Source organism: Streptomyces sp. NPDC005004 (assembly GCF_053600675.1).
This window is the reverse complement of the sequence record NZ_JBSGAH010000010.1, coordinates 79,395-103,405: the sequence shown is the minus strand read 5'-3', so window position 1 is coordinate 103,405 and position 24,011 is coordinate 79,395. Positions and strand designations below refer to the sequence as shown.

At 70.3% G+C, this 24,011-nt stretch carries 24 protein-coding genes, 1 tRNA gene and 1 pseudogene; 23 read left to right on the top strand and 3 right to left on the bottom strand.

Going from position 1 to position 24,011, the window contains the following annotated elements:
- Positions 1–157: 157 nt before the first annotated feature.
- The 12 genes and pseudogenes from ACWEEU_RS16455 to ACWEEU_RS16400 all read left to right on the top strand — a co-directional run bounded on the left by ACWEEU_RS16455 (position 158) and on the right by ACWEEU_RS16400 (position 7,849).
- Positions 158–595, top strand: a complete 438-nt coding sequence (locus tag ACWEEU_RS16455; protein WP_451732912.1) for an ATP-binding protein — start codon at positions 158–160, stop codon at positions 593–595.
- An 89-nt stretch (positions 596–684) separates the two neighbouring features.
- Positions 685–1,413 (top strand): GntR family transcriptional regulator, encoded by a 729-nt coding sequence (locus tag ACWEEU_RS16450; RefSeq protein ID WP_451732909.1) that lies wholly within the window; start codon positions 685–687, stop codon positions 1,411–1,413.
- 126 nt (positions 1,414–1,539) lie between these two features.
- Positions 1,540–1,890: an SCO3933 family regulatory protein gene (locus ACWEEU_RS16445; protein WP_400903614.1), complete on the top strand. Its 351-nt coding sequence runs from the start codon at positions 1,540–1,542 to the stop codon at positions 1,888–1,890.
- A 5-nt stretch (positions 1,891–1,895) separates the two neighbouring features.
- Complete coding sequence (locus tag ACWEEU_RS16440; protein WP_451732905.1) at positions 1,896–3,269, top strand: FtsK/SpoIIIE domain-containing protein; 1,374 nt, start codon at positions 1,896–1,898, stop codon at positions 3,267–3,269.
- A gap of 81 nt (positions 3,270–3,350) precedes the next feature.
- Entirely contained in the window at positions 3,351–3,980 is a 630-nt protein-coding gene (locus tag ACWEEU_RS16435) for a DUF2637 domain-containing protein (protein WP_451732902.1), read from the top strand.
- An 18-nt stretch (positions 3,981–3,998) separates the two neighbouring features.
- Positions 3,999–4,190 (top strand): hypothetical protein, encoded by a 192-nt coding sequence (locus ACWEEU_RS16430; protein ID WP_451732899.1) that lies wholly within the window; start codon positions 3,999–4,001, stop codon positions 4,188–4,190.
- A complete protein-coding gene (locus ACWEEU_RS16425) occupies positions 4,190–4,381 on the top strand; it encodes a mobile element transfer protein (protein WP_392225077.1) in 192 nt (63 codons plus the stop codon). Before ACWEEU_RS16430 ends, ACWEEU_RS16425 begins: the two co-directional genes overlap by 1 nt.
- A gap of 10 nt (positions 4,382–4,391) precedes the next feature.
- A complete protein-coding gene (locus tag ACWEEU_RS16420; RefSeq protein WP_023588145.1) occupies positions 4,392–4,586 on the top strand; it encodes a hypothetical protein in 195 nt (64 codons plus the stop codon).
- Between the two features lie 14 nt (positions 4,587–4,600).
- Entirely contained in the window at positions 4,601–4,858 is a 258-nt protein-coding gene (locus ACWEEU_RS16415) for a SpdD protein (protein WP_451732895.1), read from the top strand.
- Positions 4,859–4,990: 132 nt separating this feature from the next.
- Entirely contained in the window at positions 4,991–6,310 is a 1,320-nt protein-coding gene (locus ACWEEU_RS16410; RefSeq protein WP_451732892.1) for a replication initiator, read from the top strand.
- On the top strand, positions 6,286–6,480 hold the full coding sequence (locus tag ACWEEU_RS16405) for a helix-turn-helix transcriptional regulator (protein ID WP_451732889.1): 195 nt from the start codon (positions 6,286–6,288) through the stop codon (positions 6,478–6,480). Before ACWEEU_RS16410 ends, ACWEEU_RS16405 begins: the two co-directional genes overlap by 25 nt.
- Positions 6,477–7,849, top strand: a pseudogene (locus ACWEEU_RS16400) (tyrosine-type recombinase/integrase). Before ACWEEU_RS16405 ends, ACWEEU_RS16400 begins: the two are co-directional and overlap by 4 nt.
- A gap of 73 nt (positions 7,850–7,922) precedes the next feature.
- On the opposite strand, the gene ACWEEU_RS16395 reads toward ACWEEU_RS16400, so the two are convergent.
- From ACWEEU_RS16395 to ACWEEU_RS16385, 3 genes are all read right to left on the bottom strand, one after another.
- Entirely contained in the window at positions 7,923–8,531 is a 609-nt protein-coding gene (locus ACWEEU_RS16395) for a hypothetical protein (protein ID WP_451732886.1), read from the bottom strand.
- 451 nt (positions 8,532–8,982) lie between these two features.
- The gene (locus ACWEEU_RS16390; protein ID WP_451732883.1) at positions 8,983–9,453 is read right to left on the bottom strand and encodes a GNAT family N-acetyltransferase; all 471 of its coding nucleotides are present in this window, start codon (positions 9,451–9,453) and stop codon (positions 8,983–8,985) included.
- Between the two features lie 847 nt (positions 9,454–10,300).
- Positions 10,301–10,372: transfer RNA gene (locus tag ACWEEU_RS16385), tRNA-Arg, on the bottom strand.
- 100 nt (positions 10,373–10,472) lie between these two features.
- Between ACWEEU_RS16385 and ACWEEU_RS16380 the strand changes: the two genes are divergently transcribed.
- From ACWEEU_RS16380 to prmC, 11 genes are all read left to right on the top strand, one after another.
- Complete coding sequence (locus ACWEEU_RS16380) at positions 10,473–10,982, top strand: response regulator (RefSeq protein ID WP_385742357.1); 510 nt, start codon at positions 10,473–10,475, stop codon at positions 10,980–10,982.
- A 279-nt stretch (positions 10,983–11,261) separates the two neighbouring features.
- Positions 11,262–12,260: an ArgS-related anticodon-binding protein NrtL gene (nrtL, locus tag ACWEEU_RS16375; RefSeq protein ID WP_451732880.1), complete on the top strand. Its 999-nt coding sequence runs from the start codon at positions 11,262–11,264 to the stop codon at positions 12,258–12,260.
- A gap of 43 nt (positions 12,261–12,303) precedes the next feature.
- A complete protein-coding gene (lysA, locus tag ACWEEU_RS16370) occupies positions 12,304–13,695 on the top strand; it encodes a diaminopimelate decarboxylase (protein WP_385742341.1) in 1,392 nt (463 codons plus the stop codon).
- A 158-nt stretch (positions 13,696–13,853) separates the two neighbouring features.
- Positions 13,854–15,146 carry a homoserine dehydrogenase gene (locus ACWEEU_RS16365; protein WP_451732877.1) on the top strand — a complete coding sequence of 431 codons (1,293 nt, stop codon included), beginning with the start codon at positions 13,854–13,856 and terminating at the stop codon, positions 15,144–15,146.
- A 6-nt stretch (positions 15,147–15,152) separates the two neighbouring features.
- Positions 15,153–16,211: a threonine synthase gene (gene thrC, locus ACWEEU_RS16360; RefSeq protein ID WP_451732874.1), complete on the top strand. Its 1,059-nt coding sequence runs from the start codon at positions 15,153–15,155 to the stop codon at positions 16,209–16,211.
- Between the two features lie 357 nt (positions 16,212–16,568).
- Positions 16,569–17,486: a homoserine kinase gene (thrB, locus tag ACWEEU_RS16355; RefSeq protein WP_451732871.1), complete on the top strand. Its 918-nt coding sequence runs from the start codon at positions 16,569–16,571 to the stop codon at positions 17,484–17,486.
- 407 nt (positions 17,487–17,893) lie between these two features.
- The gene (rho, locus tag ACWEEU_RS16350) at positions 17,894–19,867 is read left to right on the top strand and encodes a transcription termination factor Rho (protein WP_385742349.1); all 1,974 of its coding nucleotides are present in this window, start codon (positions 17,894–17,896) and stop codon (positions 19,865–19,867) included.
- Positions 19,868–20,254: 387 nt separating this feature from the next.
- A complete protein-coding gene (locus ACWEEU_RS16345) occupies positions 20,255–21,367 on the top strand; it encodes an LCP family protein (protein ID WP_451732868.1) in 1,113 nt (370 codons plus the stop codon).
- 255 nt (positions 21,368–21,622) lie between these two features.
- Positions 21,623–21,847 carry a 50S ribosomal protein L31 gene (gene rpmE / locus ACWEEU_RS16340; protein ID WP_164587688.1) on the top strand — a complete coding sequence of 75 codons (225 nt, stop codon included), beginning with the start codon at positions 21,623–21,625 and terminating at the stop codon, positions 21,845–21,847.
- A 106-nt stretch (positions 21,848–21,953) separates the two neighbouring features.
- Positions 21,954–23,030, top strand: coding sequence for a peptide chain release factor 1 (gene prfA / locus ACWEEU_RS16335; protein WP_018544506.1), 1,077 nt, complete (start codon positions 21,954–21,956; stop codon positions 23,028–23,030).
- A 97-nt stretch (positions 23,031–23,127) separates the two neighbouring features.
- Positions 23,128–23,967: a peptide chain release factor N(5)-glutamine methyltransferase gene (gene prmC, locus ACWEEU_RS16330; protein WP_385749905.1), complete on the top strand. Its 840-nt coding sequence runs from the start codon at positions 23,128–23,130 to the stop codon at positions 23,965–23,967.
- Positions 23,968–24,011: the final 44 nt, after the last annotated feature.

The following is a 24,011-nucleotide window of genomic DNA, read 5'->3' as shown; positions in this document are numbered from 1 at the left end:
GGATGCGCGGTCAGCTTGCCGGGGGTGTCGGGGGCGTGGATGGAAGCGCGTCGGCTCCCGAACGGCGCTGGCGCTCTCCACGGCCAACGACCGCGACCGTGCCACGTCGAAGCGGCGCTGCCTCGACTGCGACGGCAGCGGCAAGGAGTGAGCACGCATGGCCTACACGATCGACCGCCACCCCTGTGAGGACTCGCCGCGGCTCGGAGCGATGACCTTGCATCCGGAGCCTGAGTCCGTATCTCGCGCGCGGCGCTGGTTCCGGAAGTTCATCGCTCCATACCGCCCGGCCTGCTCGATCGACGACTGCACCCTGATGATCTCGGAGCTGGTGACCAACGCCATCTGCTATGGGAAGTCCGATGACCCGTGGCTGGTGCGTGTCGAGTGGTTCCGCGAGGGAACCTCGCTCCGCGTCGAGGTGCACAACCCGGGTTTCCCGGCGAACGTGCGGCTGCGGCGCCCGGACGCCAACGACGCCCACGGGCGGGGGCTGCTCCTGGTCGACTCCATCGCCGACTCCTGGCACTCCGGGCCCAGCCATCTCGGCGGAACGGTCGTCTCCTTCGTGGTCGCTGATGCCTGGCTGGCGTGATGGGATAGCTAACCTCTCCTACTGCCGGTGTGAAAGTGTCGCTAGGCTGATTGACCAGTTGACTTGGCCAATCCCGACAGGCGGCGTTCATGGCGTATGAAGTGGACCCACCGAAGTACGTGCGCCTCGCGCAGACGCTTCAGCAGCGCATTGAGGACGGCACGTACGCGCCCGGCACCCGCGTACCCAGTGAGAACCAGCTGGTGCAGTCCTTCGGGATGTCCCGCCCGACCGTCGTCCGGGCGCTGGAGCTGCTGAAGCGGGACGGCTGGCTCGAGTCCCGACAGGGGTACGGCACGATCGTCCGCGGTCGGCCGGAAGTCGTCGAGCAGAAGGACCGTCGGGGGCGTGAGGCGCTGGAGCGCGACGAGTCGCAGGGTGCCGGGCGGCTGATCGAAGTCGGGCGCGTTCCTGTCCCGCCTCGGGTCGCCTCGGCCCTCGGCCTGCCGAAGAAGGCCGAAGTCCTCATGCGCCGCTTCCTGGTCGAGGAGGACGGCGAAGCTGTCGAGTTGGTCTCGTCGTACTTCCCCGCCGGCCTGGTCGAGGGAACTGAGCTGGGGGTCGACGAACCTCTGAGTGGGAGTGTCCGCGAGCACCTCGAAACGCGGAAGAAGGTTCGCTTCGACCACGTGGTCGAGCGCGTGTCGGCCCGGTTGCCCGAAGCGGGTGAAGCCGAACTGCTGGATCTGCCGGACGGTATGCCCGTGCTGAGTGTCCTGGTCGTCGCCTGTGACGCCTCCGGCCGGTCCTTGCAGGTCGCTGACGTGCTCCTGCCTGCTGACCGGCAAGAACTCGAAGACACCTACCGCCTGAGCTGATCCCGGTCCAGGAGTGAAATCCCGCGATAGCAGCTTGACAAGTCAACCTGGCATCTTTAGCTTCGAACTTGCTAAGTCAACTTGTCAGGTCGATGAGTTGATCAACTCTCAGAAGGAGCAATCCCTGTGCGTGTGATCCGCGTTGACGCCTCGGCCGCCACGATCCTGCTCACCGAAGCTCCGGCGCCGAAGGTGCGCGACCGGCAGACCGGTGAGATCGCCAAGGATGCGATGACCGGTGAGGCGCTGATGACCGTCGGCGTCGTCTACATCGACGAGGGTGAGTCGTCGCTGATCCAGGTCACCGTCCCGGAGGGCGGCGTGACCGAGGGCCTGACGGTCGGTGCTCCGGTCTCGCTTCCGGGTCTGGTGGCACGGCCTTGGCAGAGCGTCTTCAACGGCCGGGAACGGCACGGCATCGCCTACCGGGCGACCGCCGTTGCTCCGGGTGCCTTCTCGATGGCTCAGGCGGGCTGACCGCCGTGACGGATCTGGTGACGTGGGCCGAGCTGGGCGGTTCGCTCGCCGCGATGGGCGGCGCCGCCTACGCCCGGCACGCCCACCCGGCGGCGTACTGGTCCACGGTCGGGCTGCCGCTCTCGGTGGTCCGGCTGCTGGCCTCGTACTCCTCGACCATGGACGCTTGCGGCCTGACCGTCGAACCGTCCCGGTGGCGGGTGCTGGCCGTCCGGGCGACCACCCGCCGTGAGGTCCGGCCGGTGCCTCCTCGTCGGGGTGTCATCCGTCCCACCACGACCGGCCTGCGCATGCGGCTGCGGCTGGCTCCGGGGCAGGAGCCGGCGGACGTGGCGGCCTCCGCCGAACGCCTCCGGCACGCCTGGGGTGTCCACGCCGTCCACGTGCGGGACGTCAAGCCGGGCGTCGTCGAACTGCGGCTCGTCGGCTTCGACGTGCTGCGGAAGGTGCGGATGCCCCGGCGGCTGGACGGCGGACCGCTTCGGATCCCGGCGGCGTTACGGGAGGACGCGACCGCGTTCGTGCGGGACTACCGGACCGTTCCGCATGAACTGGTGCTCGGGGCCACGCTCTCGGGCAAGTCCATGTACCTGCGGAACCTGCTGACCGGCCTCGCTGTTCAGCAGGTGGCCCTGGTCGGGATCGACTGCAAGCGCGGGGTCGAGCTGGCGCCCTTCGCACCTCGGCTCTCCGCCCTGGCGACCGACCCGGACCAGGCGGCCGAACTGCTCCCCGCGCTCGTGAAGGAAATGGAGGACCGATACGACCTGATCAAGGCCCAGCAGGGCATCGCGCCCGGCACTCCGGAAGAACTGATCACCTCGGACGTCTGGGGACTGCCAGAGGGCCAACGCCCGGCTCCGATCGTGCTGTTCATCGACGAGGTGGCCGAACTCTTCCTCGTCGCCACGCGGAAGGAGGAGGAGCGGCGGGACGAGATGGTCACCCACCTCATCCGGCTCGCCCAACTCGGCCGGGCCGCCGGCATCTACCTCGAAGTCTGCGGACAGCGCTTCGGTTCCGAACTGGGCAAGGGCGCGACCATGCTCCGAGCCCAGCTCAACGGCCGCGTCTGCCACCGTGTGAACGACGAAGCCTCGGCGAAGATGGCGCTCGGCGACATCGCCCCTGAGGCCGTCTTCGCGGCCTGCGCCATCGCCGCCGAGCTGCCCGGCCTGGCCGTCGTCGGCGACACCTCCGGCGGCTGGTCCCGCATCCGCACCCCCTACCTTTCCCTCGCCGACGCCGCGGCCACCTGCCGCGCCACGGCGAACCTCGCCCCCGACGTACCGGCGCTCCACCCCTTCCGGCCGTACGTCCCGCCGATGTCGGTGGAGGCGTGCGGGCCCGTTGCCACGGCTCGCCCGCTCACCGAGTAAGCGCACCCGCCCACGGCCGGCACGGCCGTCCCGTGCCACGTCCCTACCCCTGCCATGCCTGGAACCGGAAGGAGATGCGCCGTGCGTGCCCTGTCCGTCCGTATCGACGCCGTACTCGTCCAAGCGCTGATCGCCGCGGCGCTGTCCTTCGCCCACCTGCACGACCTGGCGCTGGCCGCCGGACAGGACGGCTGGAAGGCCTGGGCCTACCCGGTCTCCGTCGACCTGCTGTTGGTCGCGGGCTGGCGGCGGCTGCGCTCCGGTGAGGCGAAAACGGCCGGGTGGTGCTGGTTCCTCGTCGCCCTGACCGCCTCGCTCGGCGCCAACGTCGCCACGGCCGGACTCCTCGACCTGAACGCCGTGCCGGACTGGCTGGGCATCCTCGTCGCTGGGTGGCCCGCGATCGCCTTCCTCGGCGGGACGCTGCTCGCCCACGGAGCAACCGCGGAGGCCTCGACGGGGGAACGCGAGTCGACCTCGGAGCCCATCACTCCCGAAGTGCCAGCCTCTGCACCTGAGTTGCTCGCTGTGGAGCCGGAACCGGCTCCACCCTCCACGCCCCCGGTCCCGCCAGCGCTCGTCACGCTCGCGCGCAAAGTCGCCGACGAACACCGCGCCCGCACTGGAACACCCATCGACACCTCGACCCTTCGCGCCCGGCTCGGCGTCCCGCTGCCGCTGGCCGAAGCCATCTCCGCCCACCTGACCTGACCCGGAGGACTTTCCCCCGTGCGCCCGTCCACGCTCCGCGCGCTGAAGCGCGCCGCCGAGCTGACCCGACAGAACCGCCTCACCGAAGCCGTGCTCATCGCCGAACCCGTGATCTTCGCCGCCGACGAGTACGAGGGCGACGAGATCTTGCGCTGGCTGGCCGACCACGTCACCGATTTCACCGGCCAAGACCTCAAGGGGACCCCCTAATGCCTGCCAACCGTCGCTTCCGCCGCGTCGTCCGCATCGGTCCGGTGCAGGTCGCTACGTACTACGACGGCCGCGGCCGCGAGAAGCACACCGCCGCCTGCACGGCTCCGCGCTGCGGCTTCGCCACGGACTACGACAGCCGCGCCGCTGCCGAGCTGGCCGCCCGTACCCACCGCTGCGCCGTCCGCTGAAGGAGCTTCCGTGACCGTCTCGCTGCCGCTCGTCTTCGTCCTGGGCGTCATCGCCTGGGCCGCGATCAAGTTCCTCGGCGTCCGGCTCTGGGTCGCCGTCGTGATCGCCCTCTTCGGCTTCTGGCTCTCGCACACCTTCCTCGCCCCCGCCATCGAGTCCGGCACCCGCTCCGGGGTCGATGTCGTCAACGGCACCCACGAGTGACAAGGAGATCAGCCGTGTTCCGTCCCAAGCTGCCCGCCGTCCCGACTCTGCCGACGACCACCGTCACGCATCAGCAGACGCAGGCTCCCGTTCCCTCGGCCGGTCGTCCGGTCGCTCCGTACGTGGGCATCGGTGCCGGCGCGGTCGCCGCCGTGGTCGTCGTCGGGATCGTGCTCACCGCGCTCCTGGCGGCGGTCGCCGTCTCGGCCGTGTCCGTAGCCATCGCCGCCATGGTCCTGCGCTCGCTCGTCAACGGCGCACACAAGCGCTGACCGGCCGCCGGGGCGGCAACAAGCCGCCAAGCATCCCGCCGCCCCGGGGCCGTCCCTTCCGAACTGTCACGACAGCCGAAAGGAACTCCCATCATCACCCGGCAGACTCCGCCTCCGCTGGCGGAACTCTCCATGCTGGCCTCCCTCGGCACCCTGCCCGAGCTGGGCCGCCAACTGTCCGGCCTGGGCGGCTGCACCCGCCCTGTACGCCTCGACGGCCACCGCACCGAATACGCGGTGGACCGGGCGACCGGGGAGATCGGCCGCGTTCTGCACCACCTGGACTCGTCGGTCCTTCCGGCCGGTCAGCTCCTCGTCCGCTGCAACAACCGCCGCGCCACCCGGTGCGCGGCCTGCGCCGAGACCTACCGCCGCGACACCTACCACCTGATCACCGCCGGACTCAGCGGCGGCAAGGGCACCCCGGAGAGGGTCGGCACACACCCGCGCGTCTTTGCCACCTTCACCGCCCCCGGCTTCGGCCCAGTCCACAACCGACCCTCCGGCGGCCGGAACTGCCGTTGCGGCGTCCGGCACGAGGAAGGTGACGCTGTCCTGGGGACGCCACTCGACGCGGAGTCCTATGACTACGAAGCGGCCGTGCTGTGGAACGCGCACGCAGGGGCACTGTGGCGGCGGTTCTCGATCTACCTCCGCCGCGAGGTGGCCAAGCGGGCCGGCCTCACGCAGCGAGCATTCCGGCACCACGCCCGGATCTCCTTCGCGAAGGTGGCCGAGTACCAGAAGCGCGGTGCCGTCCACTTCCACGCCGTGATCCGCCTCGACGGCCCCGAGGGTGGCGACTCCGCTCCTCCCTCGTGGGCCACCGCCGAGCTGCTGACCGATGCCGTTCGGGCAGCTGCCCCTACGGCGCGTGTCGGCGGGCCGGTGATCGACGGGCGGCCCCATACCTTCGTCTTCGGCTGTCAGCTCGACGTCCGCACGATCCGCTCCGCCGACTTCGATGATGGCCAGGAGCTGACCGAGCGGGCCGTAGCGGCGTACATCGCCAAGTACGCCACCAAGGGAGCAGAGACCGCGACCGGCACCCTGGACCGGCCTATCAGGTTCCTCGCCGAGCTGGCACAGGTCCAGATCAGCGAACATGCCCGGCGGATGATCCGCACCGCTTGGACCTTGGGCGCCCGTGCCGAGCTGGCAGAACTCCGCCTGCGGGCTTGGGCCCACATGCTCGGCTTCCGCGGCCACTTCTCCACGAAGTCCCGCCGCTACTCCACCACCCTGGGCGCCCTCCGCGACGCTCGCGCCGACTGGCGCCGGGCCCAAGCCGCGCCGCCCGTCCCGCAGGACGGTGAGACCACGCTCGTCCTCGCGCACTGGATCTTTGCCGGCACCGGCCTGTCGAGCGCCGAAGCCTGGCTTGCCGCATCCCTCGAACCCGCCCCCGGAACGGAAGGAGAACCGACATGGACACACGCCGCGACGAACTGATGACTGTTCGTCAAGTCCTGGCCGAGCTGGGCGGCGTTTCTCGACGGACGTTTTACCGCTGGCGCGAGCTGGGACAGGGGCCGGCCGCGTTCAAGCTCCCCAACGGCGAGCTTCGGGTCTGGCGCAGTAATTTCACCTCGTGGCTCCGGCAGTTGGAGGAGGCGGCGTGAAGTCTCTCGACGTCAAGGTCTGGGGCGTACGCAAGCGGGACACCAAGACGCCCTCGTACGGCGTCCGCTGGTCTGTCGCCGGCAACGTCTTCTCTGACTCGTTCCGCACCAAGGCACTCGCCGATCACTACCGCGCGAAGCTCATGAGTGCCATGCGGGGCGGCGAAGAGTTCGACACGGAGACTGGTCTTCCAGCCTCGATGGAAGAGAAGAAGTCGCCATTGTCCTGGTACGACTTCGCCCTCAGGTATCTCGCAATGAAGTGGCCGCACGCTGCACCCAATACGCGAGACGGCATCAACGAATCTCTGACCAGCGTGACCATGGAACTGCTAGCGGAGCGCGCAGGGCGACCGTCCGACGAGGAGATCCGCAAGGCCTTACGTAACTGGGCCTTCGTGCTGCCAGGGCCCGACGACCGGGAAGTCCCGGACAACGTCCGGAACGTTCTGCACTGGGTGGCGAAGGCTTCCCGGCCACTGGCGGACCTCGCTGAACCGGCAACGGCCCGTGCGGTGCTCGACGGGCTGAAGCTCAAGCTCGACGGCACCGCGGCAGCTGCCGAGACCGTGCGGCGGAAGCGGCGGACCCTCGTCAACGCTGCGAACTTCGCGGTCGACCTGGGGAGCTGCGAGAGAATCCGGTCACGGTGGTTCGCTGGCAGAAGCCGAAGGTCTCGAACCAGGTAGATCCGCGCGTTGTCGCCAATCCGGAGCAGGCACGCAACCTCCTGGCGGCGGTGTCCTACGTGGGTGGCTACCGGCGTGCTCGCGGCCGGCGCCTCGTCGGACTGTTCGCGGCTATGTACTTCGGTGGACTCCGGCCCGCTGAGGCAGTCGGCCTGGTCGAGACTGACCTCGTCCTCCCCGAGCAGGGCTGGGGAGGGGCGCTGCTACACCGGACCCGTCCTTCGGTCGGCAAGCAGTGGACGGACTCGGGGGAGACCCACGACGACCGCGGGCTCAAGAATCGACCGGCTGAGGACGTTCGGCGTGTGCCCATCCCGCCCCAGCTCGTCGCCGTGCTGCGCGAGCACCTGGCCACGTTCGGCACGGCGGAAGACGGGCGGCTCTTCTTCAGTGAGAAGGGCTCAGTCGTCCCGTCCTCGACCTACTACCGCGTGTGGCAGGATGCTCGGCTCCTGGCGCTTCCACCGGCTGTCGCGGCTTCGCCGCTCGCGAGTAGGCCGTACGACCTTCGGCACTCGGCGCTGTCGACGTGGCTCAACGCCGGAGTTGATCCCACCGAGGTTGCCGAGCGTGCCGGCAACAGCGTTGAGGTCCTGCTGACCCGCTACGCGAAGTGCCTCGACGGACGGCAGGACGTCGCCAACCGGCGCATCGAGGATCTGCTTCGCGAGTACGAGTGATCACAGCTCTGCCAGGGGCAAGCTCCCGCGTCATCCGGGGGCTTGCCCCTTCAGCGAGGTCGAAGTGCGGTCATCAGTGGTCGGCCAACTGGTGCTGTGGCAGCCCGATCTTCGGGTTATACCAGCCCGGAAGCTCTTCCGTGGCGCCCACCTCAAGGCGCATGAGTGCTCGCACATGCCCCTGCTGCGAAATGATGGAATCCAAGAGGTCAATGACCTGGTGGAGCCTCGCCTCACGAGTGGGTGACTCCGACTCGCCCGCTACTTCCATTAGGCGCCTGTAGGCGATCGTAAGCTGGGCATTCACCCGGCCTTCGATCTCGAGCACTGCGTCGCTGGCAACCAGCTGAGCTTCAGCACGAGTGTCCCTTTGAGCACGCCGCGCGCTACTTACCTCCGTTGCCTCCGCCTCGGCGGATCCCGATTTGAGCGCGTAGGCGTACGCCAGCATCGCGTCTCGATAGTGACGATCACGGGCGTTCAACTGAACGTAGCAGTCCCGGAGCTGGTCGATCTTGCGCTGATCTTCAGAAGCTCGCTGCTCCGCGAGACGGACACGTTCCTCACGCTCGAGCCTCTGCGACTCGGCTCGCTGAGCCAGAACTTGAGTGATCACTGCTGAGGCCAGCGTGCCGCCAACCCCAACGATTGCGACGATCAAAGAAAGTGTTGCGCCGGACATCCCCACCCCTGGCACTCACGCGAGCTTTCCGATGTGCAGACAGTAGCTAACAGAGCCGCATGGGTCGGTCCGATCGCGGCTATTGCTGATGGGAGCCGCTGCGGACATGGTGCTGCCGGCGGCTTGATCGCCGTGATGCCTACCGCCCGACTTCTCGACCTGTTCAGATGTCATGCCGTTGGTCGGGTCTGACCTGGGCAGACGCTCCAAGATCCTGTCCACGAATAGTCCACGGACGCCGACATACGACCGCTCCAGACGGCACACGCGTGCACTTACGCGAAGACCCTCGGCCTCATAACCGCCAGAGTCTCCGGAGGAATGGCCAGATGCGGGGTAACGGTCACTTGGGGCGGACGTGCAGCTGGCGGGCATCGACTTCCAGGTGCCCACCAGCCTCTCGTGGTGTGACCACCTCAGGTCAAAACTGTCCGCGCTTCCGTAAAACAGCTCACCGAGCGGGGAAGGTGAGTCGCAGAACGATCTCGCCGTCGTCGATCTCCCCCGTGGGCTCGAACCCGAACTTCTGGTAGAAGGGCCACGGCTCGCCGTCGCCGGGCTCGTAGCTGGTCAGCAGCTCGGTGGCGCCGTCCGCGCGAACCAGGGTGGCTACCTGCGTGAGCGCCTCTCGGCCGATCCCTCGCCCCTGGTACCGCTTGTCGACGAGGAGGCGCCAGAGGAAGTGTCGCCCCTTGTAAAGACCGGCCGGCGGTTTCCACGACAGCATCACGAAGCCGACTGGCTCATCGCCGCGGTACACGGCGCGGTACCAGGGATTGGCCTCCGGTTTCTTCGCTGCCTCCTTGAGGGAGTGGGACACGGAGGCGACGAACTGCTTCTGGTCACGTCGGACGCGGAGGGCACGGACGGCATCCCGGTCGTCGTCGGTGATCTCCCGTAGGTGCACGCTCGGGGATCTCATGCCACACCCCTTCCGCATCCGGCAGCTGCGCCGTCCCGGCCTACGTGCAGTGCCGCCACCGGGCGGCATTACCGCGCATCCGCGTTGTCGAGGCATCCAGGTCGGACGTCTTCGCAGCGTATTCGGCACAGGCGATCTGGAGCGGGACTGGCACGCCGGGCTGTGACCGCGTCCAAGGCAGCTCCCACGAGAGCAACCTGGCCTGACGTGGCGATGCGCATGCGCAGGCCCCTTCGTCAGTCAGATGGGCTGACCTGGGTAATCGCTCGGCCGCGACCCGCTCCCCGTCGACCCGCGGACGAGCCCGGTGTCGCAGTCGCAGGTGATCGCGAGAGGTTTCCTCCGAAACTTACCGAAAGGCTATTGACTTATGGCATCTGGCGTGGATCGTAGCTAGTAGGCCATAACGCCGAAAGAGTCGCAAAGTCGATGAGGACGTCTAGCCGGCTAGTGACTTGGACAGTGATGTGGTTAAGGCCCCCAGCAAGCCGGCGCGATACCGAAGCAACAGTGACGACTGAGGTTTCAGGACACGCGCAGATCTACTGGGGACTGTTTTTTGCCCTCAGGGTGCGGCCGCTGCACTGTGCTCTACCGCGACGGTCAGCCGACCGAGATCGGCTACGGCAGGGCACCGCCGATGAACCGATCGTCAGGCCCCTGGACTTGTCCGGGGGTCTTGCCGTTTGCCGGGGCTGACCTGGGCAGACGCGTCAAGATCCCGTCCACACCTCGTCCACAGACCCCGGCATACGGCCGCTCCGGGCGGCGCACGCCTGCACATACGCGAAGACCCCGGCCTCAGCGTTTCCGCTGGTGACGGGGTCTTTGGGCACCTCATCCAAGGTGCCCCCGGCAGGATTCGAACCTGCGCACACGGCTCCGGAGGCCGTTGCTCTATCCCCTGAGCTACGGGGGCGTGTCGGGCGGGCGCTGGGCGCTTCGCGGTGACGGGTAGAACCCTAGCAGGTCTTTCGAGGTGATCAGGAACGGGTTTGGGGGCGGTGTCCCCCGGGAGGCTGGAAGTGGGGAAAACCGGGACGCGGCGGCTCGGGCCGACCTACTCTCGAGTTGTGTCAGGCGCCACTGGCCGGGTGCTCGTCGTGGACGACAGCAACGTCATCCGGCAGCTGATCAGGGTCAACCTCGAGCTGGAAGGGCTGGAGGTCGTGACCGCGGTCGACGGTGCCGAGTGTCTGGACGTGGTGCATCACGTGCGCCCCGACGTGGTGACACTCGACGTCGTCATGCCCCGGCTCGACGGGCTCAGTACGGCCGCCCGCCTGCGGGCCGACCCCCGTACGCGTCATCTCCCGCTCGCCATCATCAGCGCGTGCACCCAGTACGAGGTCGAGAGCGGGATCGGTGCCGGCGTCGACGCCTTCCTCCCCAAGCCCTTCGAGCCCGACGAACTCGTCCGGCTCGTCAAGGGGCTCATGGAGCGGAGGACGGGGCGACTGCGGGGACAGCCCGGCGAGGGTGGCGACGACGACGTCAACGGTGGGTCGCGGGTGGGTGTGGGGTTGTGAGTAGGTAGGGGAGGGGCAGCCGGGGCCGGACCTGTGCATGGCTGGCCAACCGCACCGCCCCCGGCCGGTCAATGGCGTCCCTGCCGGTCAAGCCCGTCCGCCGTCGACCAAGGGGTCGCCCCCTGCCGGTCAAGCCCGCCCCCTGTCGGCCACGGCCACCTCCCGTCGACCACGACCGTCCCCTCCGCGGCCAAGCGCCCCCGTCCGCGGTCAAGCCCCCCACTGTCCACATCCCAGTCACCGTCCACACCCTCCACTCCCCTCCCCTACGCTTGTCCCGTGACCCCCCTCGACCTCTCCCGGACCGTCCTGGACGCCGTGCGGTGTGCCGTGGACGCGGGGGAGCTGAGCGTGGACCTTCCCGAGCGGGTTGTCGTCGACCGGCCGGGGCCCGGGGGATGCGGGGACTTCGCCACCAACGTCGCCCTGCGGCTCGCCCGGCCCGCCGGACAGACCCCGCTGCGCGTCGCCGAGATACTGCGGCCCCACCTCGCCGACGCCGACGGCATCCGCGACGTCGTCATCACGGGGCCCGGCTTCCTCAACATCCGCCTCGCCGCCCGAAGCGACCTCACCGCGGGGCTCGTCGGCGACGTCCTCACGCGCGGCACCGCCTACGGGCACGGCCGCGCGCTCGACGGGCGGGTCGTCGTGCTGAGGGTGCCGTACGAGGTGCGGGCCGAGGTCGTCGCCGACGCCGTCGCCCGTGTCGTCGCCACCCAGGGCGGTCGTGCCGAGATCGAGCACCTCAAGCCATACGACGACCGGAGCACCGGCGTCCTCCGTCCCGTCCCCGCCCCCGAGGACCCCGCCCCCCTCGGTCCCGACGCCGCCCAGTGGGCCCTGCTGTACCCGGCCGCTCACGATCGGCCCCGGATCAGCGCCGATCACCTCGTGCAGCGCGAGAGCAACCCCCTCTTCCGGGTGCGGTACGCCCATGCCCGGGTCCGTTCCCTCTCCCGCGCCGCCCGCCTCCTCGGCTTCGCCGCCGAAGCCGGGGACACCGGCGCCACCGGCCAGGACACCCTCCTCACCGCCCTCGCCGCCCACCCCCGCGTCCTCACCGCCGCCGCCACCCACCACGCCCCCGACCGTCTCGCCCGGCACCTCGTCGCCGTCGCGGACGCGCTCTTCCCCCTGCTGCCCGCGGTCCTGCCGCTCGGGGAGGAGAAACCCGAGGCCGCCCACCGCGCCCGGCTGGCGCTCGCCGAAGCGGCCGGGACGGTGCTCGCCGGTGGCCTGTCCCTGCTCGGCATCGACGCACCCGAACACCTCTGAGGGCACCGCAAGAAGCCCCAGCGCGACACAGAGAGCCAAGGTCATGAGCCGTTCCGCCCACCCCGCCGGGCCCCGCCACGCCGACGTCCTCCCCGAGGGGCACTACTCCGCCCCGCCCGCCGACCTCAACGCACTGGACCCCAAGGTGTGGGCCCGTACCGTGCGCCGGGACGAGGACGGCGTGGTCACCGTCGGCGGCATCCCCGCCACCCGGCTCGCGGAGGAGTTCGGCACCCCCGCGTACATCCTCGACGAGGACGACTTCCGGGCCCGGGCGCGCGCCTGGCGCACCGCGTTCGGCGAGGGCGCCGACGTGTTCTACGCGGGCAAGGCGTTCCTCTCCCGCGCCGTCGTGCGCTGGCTGGACGAGGAGGGGCTCAACCTCGACGTCTGCTCGGGCGGCGAGCTGGCCACCGCGCTGTCCGCCGGGATGGACCCCGCGCGCATCGCCTTCCACGGCAACAACAAGTCCGTCGAGGAGATCACCCGCGCCGTCGAGGCCGGCGTCGGGCGGATCGTGCTCGACTCCTTCCAGGAGATCGCCCGCGTCGCGCACATCGCGCAGGGGCTCGGCAAGCGGCAGCGGGTGCAGATCCGCATCACCGTCGGCGTCGAGGCGCACACCCACGAGTTCATCGCGACCGCGCACGAGGACCAGAAGTTCGGCATCCCGCTCGCGGGCGGCCGGGCCGCCGAGGCCGTACGGCGGGCGCTCACCCTCGACGGGCTCGAACTCGTCGGCATCCACAGCCACATCGGCTCGCAGATCTTCGACATGTCCGGATTCGAGGTCGCCGCGCACCGCGTCGTCGGCCTGCTGAAGGACATCCGCGACGAGCACGGCGTCGAACTGCCCGAGATCGACCTCGGCGGCGGTCTCGGCATCGCCTACACCAGCGACGACGACCCCCGCGAGCCGCACGAGATCGCCAAGGCGCTCACCGAGATCGTCACCCGCGAGTGCGAGGCGGCCCGGCTGAGCGTGCCGCGCGTCTCCGTCGAGCCGGGCCGCGCGATCGTCGGACCCACCGCGTTCACGCTGTACGAGGTCGGCACCGTGAAGCCGCTCGCGGGGCTGCGCACCTACGTCTCGGTCGACGGCGGCATGTCGGACAACATCCGTACGGCGCTGTACGACGCCGAGTACAGCGTCGCCCTCGTCTCGCGCACCAGCGACGCCGAGCCCATGCTCGCCCGGGTCGTCGGCAAGCACTGCGAGAGCGGGGACATCGTGGTCAAGGACGCGTTCCTGCCCGCCGACCTGGCGCCGGGCGACCTCATCGCCGTACCCGCCACCGGCGCGTACTGCCGCTCCATGGCCAGCAACTACAACCACGTGCTCCGCCCGCCGGTCGTCGCCGTCCACGACGGCGAGGCGCGTGTGATCGTCCGGCGTGAGACCGAGGAGGACCTGCTGCGCCTCGACGTCGGCTGAGCCATGGGAGAGCCCTCGGCCGGGACGCCCGGAAAACCTCCTGCGTCCCCGGCCGGGGAAATGAAATACATGTCTCAGGATCCGGACCAAGGGTAGAAACCGCCGTCCGGTGAGTGAGACTGGTCCCACCGCACACGGTATGAGGGAAACGAGGTCGGATGATGCGTACGCGTCCGCTGAAGGTGGCGCTGCTGGGCTGTGGAGTGGTCGGCTCCGAGGTGGCGCGCATCATGACGACGCACGCCGACGACCTCGCCGCCCGCATCGGCGCCCCGGTGGAGCTGGCCGGTGTCGCCGTGCGCCGCCCCGCCAAGGTGCGCGCGGGCATCGACCCCGCGCTCGTCACCACGGACGCGACCGCGCTGGTCAAGCGCGGTGACATCGACGTGGTGGTGGAAGTGATCGGCGGCATCGAGCCCGCCCGCACCCTCATCACCACGGCGCTGGAGCACGGCGCCTCCGTCGTCTCCGCCAACAAGGCCCTGCTCGCCCAGGACGGCGCCGCGCTTCACGCCGCCGCCGATGAGCACGGCAAGGACCTCTACTACGAGGCCGCCGTCGCCGGTGCCATCCCGCTGATCCGTCCGCTGCGCGAGTCGCTGGCGGGCGACAAGGTCAACCGCGTGCTCGGCATCGTCAACGGCACGACCAACTTCATCCTCGACAAGATGGACTCCACCGGCGCGGGCTACCAGGAGGCCCTGGACGAGGCAACCGCGCTCGGATACGCCGAGGCCGACCCCACCGCCGACGTCGAGGGCTTCGACGCCGCCGCCAAGGCCGCCATCCTCGCCGGGATCGCCTTCCACACCCGGGTCCGCCTCGACGACGTGCACCGCGAGGGCATGACCGAGATCACCGCCGCCGACTTCCGCTCGGCCAAGCGCATGGGCTGCACCATCAAACTGCTCGCCATCTGCGAGCGCGCCGAGGACGGCGCCTCCGTCACCGCGCGCGTGCACCCCGCGATGATCCCGCTCAGTCACCCGCTGGCCTCGGTGCGCGGCGCGTACAACGCGGTCTTCGTGGAGTCCGACGCCGCCGGACAGCTCATGTTCTACGGCCCCGGCGCCGGCGGCGCGCCCACCGCCTCCGCTGTCCTCGGCGACCTCGTCGCGGTCTGCCGCAACCGGCTCAGCGGTACGACGGGTCCGGGCGAGTCGGCGTACGCGGCGCTGCCGGTCTCCCCGATGGGGGACGTCGTCACGCGGTACCACATCAGCCTCGACGTCGCGGACAAACCGGGTGTCCTCGCCCAGGTCGCCACGGTGTTCGCCGAGCACGGGGTGTCCATCGATACGGTCAGGCAGCAGGGCAAGGACGGCGAGGCATCCCTCGTCGTCGTGACCCACCGGGCCTCCGACGCCTCCCTGTCCGGGACCGTCGAGGCGCTGCGCAAGCTCGACACCGTGCGGGGTGTCGCCAGCATCATGCGGGTTGAAGGGGAGTAAGCGGCAATGACCCACCAGTGGCGCGGAATCATCGAGGAGTACCGGGACAGGCTGCCGGTCACCGCCGACACGCCCGTCGTGACACTCCGCGAGGGCGGCACGCCTCTCGTGCCCGCGCAGGTGCTCTCCGAGCGCACCGGCTGCGAGGTCCACCTCAAGGTGGAGGGGGCCAACCCCACCGGCTCCTTCAAGGACCGGGGCATGACCATGGCCATCACACGGGCCAAGGAGGAGGGCGCCCAGGCGGTCATCTGCGCCTCCACCGGCAACACCTCCGCCTCCGCCGCCGCCTACGCGGTCCGCGCGGGCATGGTCTCGGCGGTGCTCGTCCCGCAGGGCAAGATCGCGCTCGGCAAGATGGGCCAGGCCCTCGTGCACGGCGCGACCGTCCTCCAGGTCGACGGAAACTTCGACGACTGCCTCGACCTCGCGCGCGCACTGAGCGACAACTACCCGGTGGCGCTGGTCAATTCGGTCAACCCGGTACGTATCGAGGGCCAGAAGACAGCCGCGTTCGAGATCGTCGACATGCTCGGCGACGCCCCCGACATCCACGTCCTCCCGGTCGGCAACGCGGGCAACATCACGGCCTACTGGAAGGGCTACACGGAGTACAAGGCCGACGGTCCCGCGACCCGCACCCCGCGCATGTGGGGCTATCAGGCCGCGGGCAGCGCGCCCATCGTGCGCGGCGAGATCGTCAAGGACCCGCACACCCTCGCCACCGCCATCCGCATCGGCAACCCCGCCTCCTGGAATCACGCCCTCGCCGCGCGCGACGAATCCGGCGGTGCCATCGACGAGGTGACGGACCGTGAGATCCTGCGCGCCTATCGGCTGTTGGCCGCGCGGGAGGGCGTCTTCGTGGAGCCCGCCTCCGCCGCCTCGGTCGCCGGTCTGCTCAAGGCGGCCGAGCAGGGCAAGGTCGACCCGGGCCAGACCATCGTCTGTACGGTCACCGGCAACGGCCTGAAGGACCCGGGCTGGGCCACCGAGGGCGCCCCGCAGCCGGTCGTCGTGCCGGTCGACGCGGCGGTCGCGGCCAAGCGCCTCGGCCTGGTCTGACCTCGGGGGGCGTCCCCAGGTCCCGAGGCTCGTCCGGCCCGGCCGCGAAGAGGGCACAGTCCCCGTCCGGCAGCCGCCGCGACCTGCGAAACCCCGAAAGCGGGCCGCGGCGGCCGGAACGGATGCACGGGGGGCTTACGACACGCATCGTGCGCCTCCTGTGCGCCCTATGTCGCCACTGAACCTTCCTTCGATAGGCTGGGGCCAACCCGCCCACCGCACATGCCCACGCGTGTGGCACGGCGCCGCGTCGTCTCCGCGGCCCGACGGGTCTTCGTACGTCATCGAATGTCCACACCGAATGTCCGCCGCAGGGCGCATTCGGGCAGTCACGCAGCTCAAGGAGAGTCTCGAGCGATGGCCGGTCCCGCGTTCCGCGCCGCCGCCGTCCGGGTGCGCGTACCCGCCACCAGCGCCAACCTCGGTCCGGGCTTCGACGCCCTGGGCCTCGCGCTGGGGCTCTACGACGACGTGGTCGTCCGGGTGGCCGACGCCGGGCTGCACATCGACATCGCGGGGGAGGGCGGCGAGAGCCTGCCGAGGGACGAGCGCCATCTGCTGGTCCGCGCCCTGCGCACCGCCTTCGACGTGCTCGGCGGCCAGCCGCGCGGGCTGGAGATCGTCTGCGCCAACCGCATTCCGCACGGCCGCGGCCTGGGCTCCTCCTCCGCCGCCATCTGCGCCGGCATCGTCGCCGCGCGCGCCGTGACGATAGGCGGGGAGAGCCGTCTCGACGACGCGGCGCTCCTGGAGCTGGCCACCGAGATCGAGGGCCACCCGGACAACGTCGCCGCCTGTCTCCTCGGCGGCTTCACCCTCTCCTGGATGGAGCGCGGCGCCGCCCGCGCCATCAGGATGGAGCCCGACGATTCCATCGTTCCGGTGGTTTTCGTGCCCGGGAAGCCGGTGCTCACCGAGACCGCGCGCGGACTGCTCCCGCGCACCGTGCCGCACGTCGACGCCGCCGCCAACGCGGGCCGCGCCGCCCTGCTCGTCGAGGCCCTGACCAGGCGCCCCGAGCTGCTGCTGCCCGCCACCGAGGACCGCCTCCACCAGGACTACCGCGCCCCGGCGATGCCCGACAGCGCCGCGCTCGTGGAGCGGCTGCGCGCCGACGGCGTACCGGCCGTCATCTCGGGCGCCGGACCCACCGTCATGGCTCTGGCCGACGCGGGCACGGCCGACAAGGTGCAGGCGCTGGCCGGGGCCGAGTGGGCCGCCAACCGGCTGGACCTCGACCTCCAGGGAGCGAGCGTGCTGCCGCTTGCGCCCTGACACCCGGTTGCCGGATTTGGAGAGGGGGAATGTTTGTTGCATCCGGTAGTGTTAATCTCAAGTCTGCACCCGACCCCACCATGGCGAGGTGCTTCGTGTCCCCGTCAGGGACAGACATTCTTCCGGGAGCCTCCCAAGCCACTCCGTGTTCCGTGCGCCGTACCTGGGCAGTACGACGTATGGGGGCACTGAGCGAGGCACAGGACCCGCTCCGGAATCGGCGCCGCCGCGCCCTGTGACACCGAGTGTCACGACTCGCGGGGAGCGTCATCACCAGAAATTCCTCTTCCGCCGCTTCCAGGCGGACCACCGCCCCGGCTCGGTACTCACTGACAGAACCGATGCCGGACAGCACAACCGGTCGCCGAGCCAGACAGGCCGACGTCCGCTCCAGGGAAGGACCCTTCGTGAGCGACACCACCGATCTGATGGGCGCACGTGTCGAGGAGACCGCTGCCGCGCCCGCCACGGACTCCGCGCCTGCCACCGGTGCCGGCTCCCGGCGGCGCCGAGGCACCGGCCTCGAGGGCATGGTGCTGGCCGAGCTTCAGCAGGTCGCCTCCGGCCTCGGTATCAAGGGCACCGCGCGGATGCGCAAGAGCCAGTTGATCGAGGTCATCAAGGAGGCCCAGGCCGGGGGCGGAGCCCCCAAGGCCGAGGCCGCCGCCGAGACCAAGCCCAAGCGCCGCGCCACCTCCAAGACCCGTACGGGTGAGGAGGCCGCCGAGGCGAAGGCGGAGAAGTCCGCCGAGAAGGCCGCCGCCCAGATCGAGATCCCGGGCCAGCCCTCCCCGAAGGGCCAGCCCGAGCAGCAGGCCGCCGCCGAGGACACCTCCGGTGAGCGCCGTCGCCGCCGCGCGACCGCCGAGGCGGGCAGCCCGGCGGCCGAGACCGCCGCCGAGCCCAAGGGCGAGCCGAAGTCCGAGCCGCAGCAGCAGGGCGACGCCAAGGGCGACGCCTCCTCCGACGGTGAGGGCCGTGGCCGCCGCGACCGCCGCGACCGCGACCGTGACCGCGGGGGCCGTGACCGTGACCGCGACCGCCGCGGCGGCAAGGGCGACGACCAGCAGGGCGGCCAGCGTCAGCAGGGCCAGCAGCAGGGCGGCGGCCGTCAGGACCGCCAGCAGCAGCAGGACGACGACGACTTCGAGGGCGGCCGCCGTGGCCGTCGCGGCCGCTACCGCGACCGCCGGGGCCGCCGTGGCCGCGACGAGGTCGCCGAGCCGCAGGTCAACGAGGACGACGTCCTGATCCCCGTCGCGGGCATCCTCGACATCCTCGACAACTACGCCTTCATCCGGACCTCCGGCTACCTGCCCGGTCCGAACGACGTGTACGTCTCCCTCGCCCAGGTCCGCAAGAACGGCCTGCGCAAGGGCGACCACCTCACCGGCGCGGTCCGCCAGCCGAAGGAGGGGGAGCGCCGCGAGAAGTTCAACGCGCTCGTCCGCCTCGACTCCGTCAACGGCATGGCGCCCGAACACGGCCGCGGACGGCCGGAGTTCAACAAGCTGACGCCGCTGTACCCGCAGGACCGGCTGCGCCTCGAGTCCGAGGCCGGCATCCTGACGACCCGCATCATCGACCTCGTGTCGCCGATCGGAAAGGGTCAGCGCGGTCTGATCGTGGCCCCGCCGAAGACCGGCAAGACCATGATCATGCAGGCGATCGCCAACGCGATCACGCACAACAACCCCGAGTGCCACCTGATGGTCGTCCTGGTCGACGAGCGTCCGGAAGAGGTCACCGACATGCAGCGGTCGGTCAAGGGCGAGGTCATCTCCTCGACCTTCGACCGCCCGGCCGAGGACCACACCACGGTCGCCGAGCTGGCCATCGAGCGCGCCAAGCGCCTGGTGGAGCTGGGTCACGACGTGGTCGTGCTGCTCGACTCCATCACGCGTCTGGGCCGTGCGTACAACCTCGCCGCCCCGGCGTCGGGCCGCATCCTCTCCGGTGGTGTCGACTCCACCGCCCTGTACCCGCCGAAGCGCTTCTTCGGTGCCGCGCGCAACATCGAGGACGGCGGCTCGCTGACCATCCTCGCCACCGCGCTCGTCGACACCGGCTCCCGCATGGACGAGGTGATCTTCGAGGAGTTCAAGGGCACCGGCAACATGGAGCTCAAGCTCGACCGGAAGCTCGCCGACAAGCGCATCTTCCCCGCGGTGGACGTCGACGCGTCCGGTACCCGCAAGGAGGAGATCCTGCTCGGCAGCGAGGAGCTGGCCATCACCTGGAAGCTGCGTCGCGTGCTGCACGCGCTCGACCAGCAGCAGGCGATCGAGCTGCTGCTCGACAAGATGAAGCAGACGAAGTCGAACATCGAGTTCCTGACGCAGATTCAGAAGAACACGCCCGCTCCGGGCAACGGCGACTGAGTCACACCGAACACCCCCCGCCCGCAAGGGCGTTGAGGCCGCCCCCGTCGGATCTTCCGCCGGGGGCGGCCTCTTTGCGCAACTCCGCCGTCCGCCTCCGCGCGGTACGACGTCCTGCGGGGCCGTGCGAGACCTTTCCCACACATGGTCCCTTTCGTGCCGCCCGGGTACCCCGTCGCCCGTTCCCTCGAAACCCCAGGTGAGCGCGGGACCGTCGGCCCGCGCCGCTCACGTTCCGTGACCTTCGGCGCACAGGGGCGGCACCTGCGGCTGTGCGAGCCTGTCCCGAGTTTCCCTGTATGACCAGGTGGGGCGACGATGGTGCATGACGACTGCACCCGACCCTGAACGCAGGGGGTAACCAACCGGACGAGACCTAGGAGTGACGTGTCCGCCGAGAGCACCCCGGCGCCCGGCCGCCGAAGCAAGGGCCATCGCCGCAAGCCCCGCAGCACGCGCCGCAAGGCGCTGCTCGCCACCGCATGGGCCGCCGCGGGCGTCGTCGTCCTGGGCGGCGCCGGAGCCGGATACGTCTACTTCAAGCTCAACGGCAACCTCACGAGCGTCGACATCAACCAGATCCTCGGCGGCCACCGCCCGGCCAAGGGCGCGACCGGCTCCGAGAACGTCCTGGTGCTCGGCTCCGACACCCGCGCGGGCGCCAACCACAGACTCGGCGGCGGCGCCGCCGACAGCGGGGCCCGCGCCGACACCGCGATGATCGTGCACGTCTACAAGGGCCACAAGAAGGCCACCGTGGTCTCCGTCCCCCGCGACACCCTCATCGACCGCCCCGCCTGCGCCGACGCCAAGGGCCACAGCTACCCGGCCGCCCGGGGCGTGATGTTCAACTCCGCGTACGCCACCGGCGGCGCCCCCTGCGCCGTGAAGACGGTCGAGTCGCTCACCGGGCTGCGCATGGACCACTACCTGGAGGTCGACTTCGCGGGCTTCCAGCGGCTCGTCGACGACCTCGGCGGCGTACCGGTGACCACCACCCAGGCCATCCACGACCCGCAGAGCCATCTGAACCTCCCCGCGGGCACCCACACGCTCGACGGCACCGAGGCCCTCGGTCTGGTCCGCACCCGGCACGGCGTCGGCGACGGCTCCGACCTCGGCCGCATCCAACTCCAGCAGGCGTTCGTCAAGGCGCTGATGGACCAGGTCAAGCACGTCGGCGTGTTCAGCGACCCCAAGCGGCTCTACGACCTCGCCGACACCGCCACCAAGTCCGTCACCACCGACTCCGACCTCGGCTCGGTCAACTCCCTCGCGGACTTCGCCAGCGGCCTCAAGGGAGTGAAGTCCTCCCGCATCCAGATGGTGACCATGCCGGTCCAGTACGACCCCGCCAACCCCAACCGCGTCCTCCTGGAACCCCACCGGGCCGCCCAGGTCTGGAAGGCACTGAAGGAGGACCGAAGGGTCCCCGCCTCGGCGACGGCGGACGCGGCGACGGGCAACGCGGGCAAGGTGATCGGCACCCCGCAGGGGTAGCCGCACAGGGGCGCGGGGAACTGCACGGCCGGCCCGAGCGGACCCGGACCCGCACCCGCACCCGCACCGCCCCCGGCACGGCGAAAGGCGCCCTCCGCGCCCCGAAAGGCGCCCCACACCCCCGGGGGAATAGAAAAGGGACTCCCCCGGTTTTGGGGGATGGCGCCAGTCCTGGCAGACTGGTACGTCGGCTCCGGTTCACGCCCCGCACCCCGCGGCAGCGACCCGGCGCCCTCCCGAAACCTAGGAGACACCTTGAAGCGCGAGATCCACCCCGAGTACGTCGAGACCCAGGTGAGCTGCACCTGTGGCGCGTCGTTCACCACCCGCAGCACCATCGACTCCGGCACCATCCGTGCCGAGGTCTGCTCCGAGTGCCACCCGTTCTACACGGGCAAGCAGAAGATCCTCGACACCGGTGGCCGCGTGGCCCGCTTCGAGGCCCGCTTCGGCAAGGCTGCCGCCGGCTCGAAGAAGTAGCGAGCGCGAAACCGCCGGTCCACGGCCACGCCCCGTCCGGGGCGTGCCCGGGACCGGCGTTTTTGGTCGCCCGCCAGCCCTTCACCCGCAGTACAGGAGCCGAAAGATGTTCGAGGCCGTCGAGGAACTCGTCGCCGAGCACGCCGATCTGGAGCAGAAGCTCGCCGACCCCTCGGTCCACGCCGACCAGGCGAACGCGCGCAAGCTGAACAAGCGCTACGCCGAGCTGACCCCGATCGTCGCCACGTACCGCTCCTGGAAGCAGACCGGCGACGACATCGAGACCGCGCGCGAGTTCGCGGCCGACGACCCGGACTTCGCCGCCGAGGTCAAGGTGCTGGACAAGCAGCGCGAGGAGCTGACCGAGAAGCTGCGCCTCCTGCTCGTCCCGCGCGACCCGAGCGACGACAAGGACGTCATCCTGGAGATCAAGGCGGGCGCGGGCGGCGACGAGTCCGCCCTGTTCGCCGGCGACCTCCTGCGCATGTATCTGCGGTACGCCGAGCGCGTGGGCTGGAAGACCGAGATCATCGACGCCACCGAGTCCGAGCTGGGCGGCTACAAGGACGTCCAGGTCGCGGTGAAGACCAAGGGCGGCCAGGGCGCCACCGAGCCCGGCCAGGGCGTGTGGGCCCGGCTGAAGTACGAGGGCGGTGTGCACCGCGTGCAGCGCGTGCCCTCGACCGAGTCGCAGGGCCGCATCCACACCTCCGCCGCCGGCGTGCTGGTCACGCCCGAGGCCGAGGAGGTCGACGTCGAGATCCACGCCAACGACCTGCGCATCGACGTCTACCGCTCCTCCGGCCCCGGCGGCCAGTCCGTGAACACCACCGACTCCGCCGTGCGCATCACCCACCTGCCCACGGGTGTCGTCGCCTCCTGCCAGAACGAGAAGAGCCAGCTCCAGAACAAGGAGCAGGCGATGCGTATCCTGCGCTCCAGGCTGCTCGCCGCGGCCCAGGAGAAGGCCGAGGCCGAGGCCGCGGACGCCCGCCGCAGCCAGGTCCGCACGGTCGACCGCTCCGAGAAGATCCGCACGTACAACTTCCCGGAGAACCGCATCTCGGACCACCGCGTCGGCTTCAAGGCGTACAACCTGGACCAGGTCCTGGACGGCGACCTCGACGCTGTCATCCAGGCCTGCGTCGACGCCGACTCGGCGGCGAAGCTCGCCGCCGCGTAAGCACCACCGCACGACAGCACCCACCGCACGACGAGCACGAGACCGGAGGAGAAGCGTGCAGCAAGACTTCGGGGGGCGACCCCCGAGCCCCCGCAGCGTGCTGCTCGCGGAGGTGGCCCAGGCCACCCAGCGGCTGGCCGACGCCGGTGTGCCCTCGCCGCGCAACGACGCCGAGGAACTCGCGGCGTTCGTGCACGGCGTCAAGCGCGGCCAGCTCCACTCCGTGAAGGACGCCGACTTCGACGCCCGTTACTGGGAGGTCGTCGCCCGCCGTGAGCAGCGCGAACCGCTCCAGCACATCACCGGGCGGGCCTACTTCCGCTATCTGGAGCTCCAGGTCGGCCCCGGCGTCTTCGTCCCCCGCCCCGAGACCGAGTCGGTCGTCGGCTGGGCCATAGACGCGGTGCGCGCCATGGACGTGGTCGAGCCCTGCATCGTCGACCTGTGCACCGGCTCCGGCGCCATCGCGCTGGCCCTCGCCCAGGAGGTGCCGCGCTCGCGCGTCCACGCCGTGGAGCTGTCCGAGGACGCCCTGCAGTGGACCCGCAAGAACATGGAGGGGTCCAGGGTCGATCTGCGCCAGGGCGACGCCCTGACCGCCTTCCCGGACCTCGACGGGCAGGTCGACCTCGTCGTCTCCAACCCGCCGTACATCCCGCTCACCGAGTGGGAGTACGTCGCCCCGGAGGCCCGCGACTACGACCCCGGCCTCGCCCTCTTCTCCGGCGAGGACGGCCTCGACCTGATCCGCGGCCTGGAGCGCACCGCGCACCGGCTGCTGCGCCCCGGCGGAGTCGTCGTCGTCGAGCACGCCGACACCCAGGGCGGCCAGGTGCCGTGGATCTTCACCGAGGAGCGGGGCTGGGCCGACGCGGCCGACCACCCCGACCTCAACAACCGCCCGCGCTTCGCGACCGCCCGCAAGGCGATGCCGTGAGCACCCACCCGACTTCATCCCCGCAGTACCCGTACGAGGAGGCC

Coding starts and splice junctions, on each gene's coding strand:
- ACWEEU_RS16455 (WP_451732912.1), top strand. CDS start 158: ATGGCCTACACGATCGACCGCCACCCCTGTGAGGACTCGCCGCGGCTC.
- ACWEEU_RS16450 (WP_451732909.1), top strand. CDS start 685: ATGGCGTATGAAGTGGACCCACCGAAGTACGTGCGCCTCGCGCAGACG.
- ACWEEU_RS16425 (WP_392225077.1), top strand. CDS start 4,190: ATGCCTGCCAACCGTCGCTTCCGCCGCGTCGTCCGCATCGGTCCGGTG.
- ACWEEU_RS16410 (WP_451732892.1), top strand. CDS start 4,991: ATGCTGGCCTCCCTCGGCACCCTGCCCGAGCTGGGCCGCCAACTGTCC.
- ACWEEU_RS16405 (WP_451732889.1), top strand. CDS start 6,286: ATGGACACACGCCGCGACGAACTGATGACTGTTCGTCAAGTCCTGGCC.
- ACWEEU_RS16395 (WP_451732886.1), bottom strand. CDS start 8,531: ATGTCCGGCGCAACACTTTCTTTGATCGTCGCAATCGTTGGGGTTGGC.
- ACWEEU_RS16390 (WP_451732883.1), bottom strand. CDS start 9,453: ATGAGATCCCCGAGCGTGCACCTACGGGAGATCACCGACGACGACCGG.
- lysA (WP_385742341.1), top strand. CDS start 12,304: ATGAGCCGTTCCGCCCACCCCGCCGGGCCCCGCCACGCCGACGTCCTC.
- ACWEEU_RS16365 (WP_451732877.1), top strand. CDS start 13,854: ATGATGCGTACGCGTCCGCTGAAGGTGGCGCTGCTGGGCTGTGGAGTG.
- thrC (WP_451732874.1), top strand. CDS start 15,153: ATGACCCACCAGTGGCGCGGAATCATCGAGGAGTACCGGGACAGGCTG.
- thrB (WP_451732871.1), top strand. CDS start 16,569: ATGGCCGGTCCCGCGTTCCGCGCCGCCGCCGTCCGGGTGCGCGTACCC.
- prfA (WP_018544506.1), top strand. CDS start 21,954: ATGTTCGAGGCCGTCGAGGAACTCGTCGCCGAGCACGCCGATCTGGAG.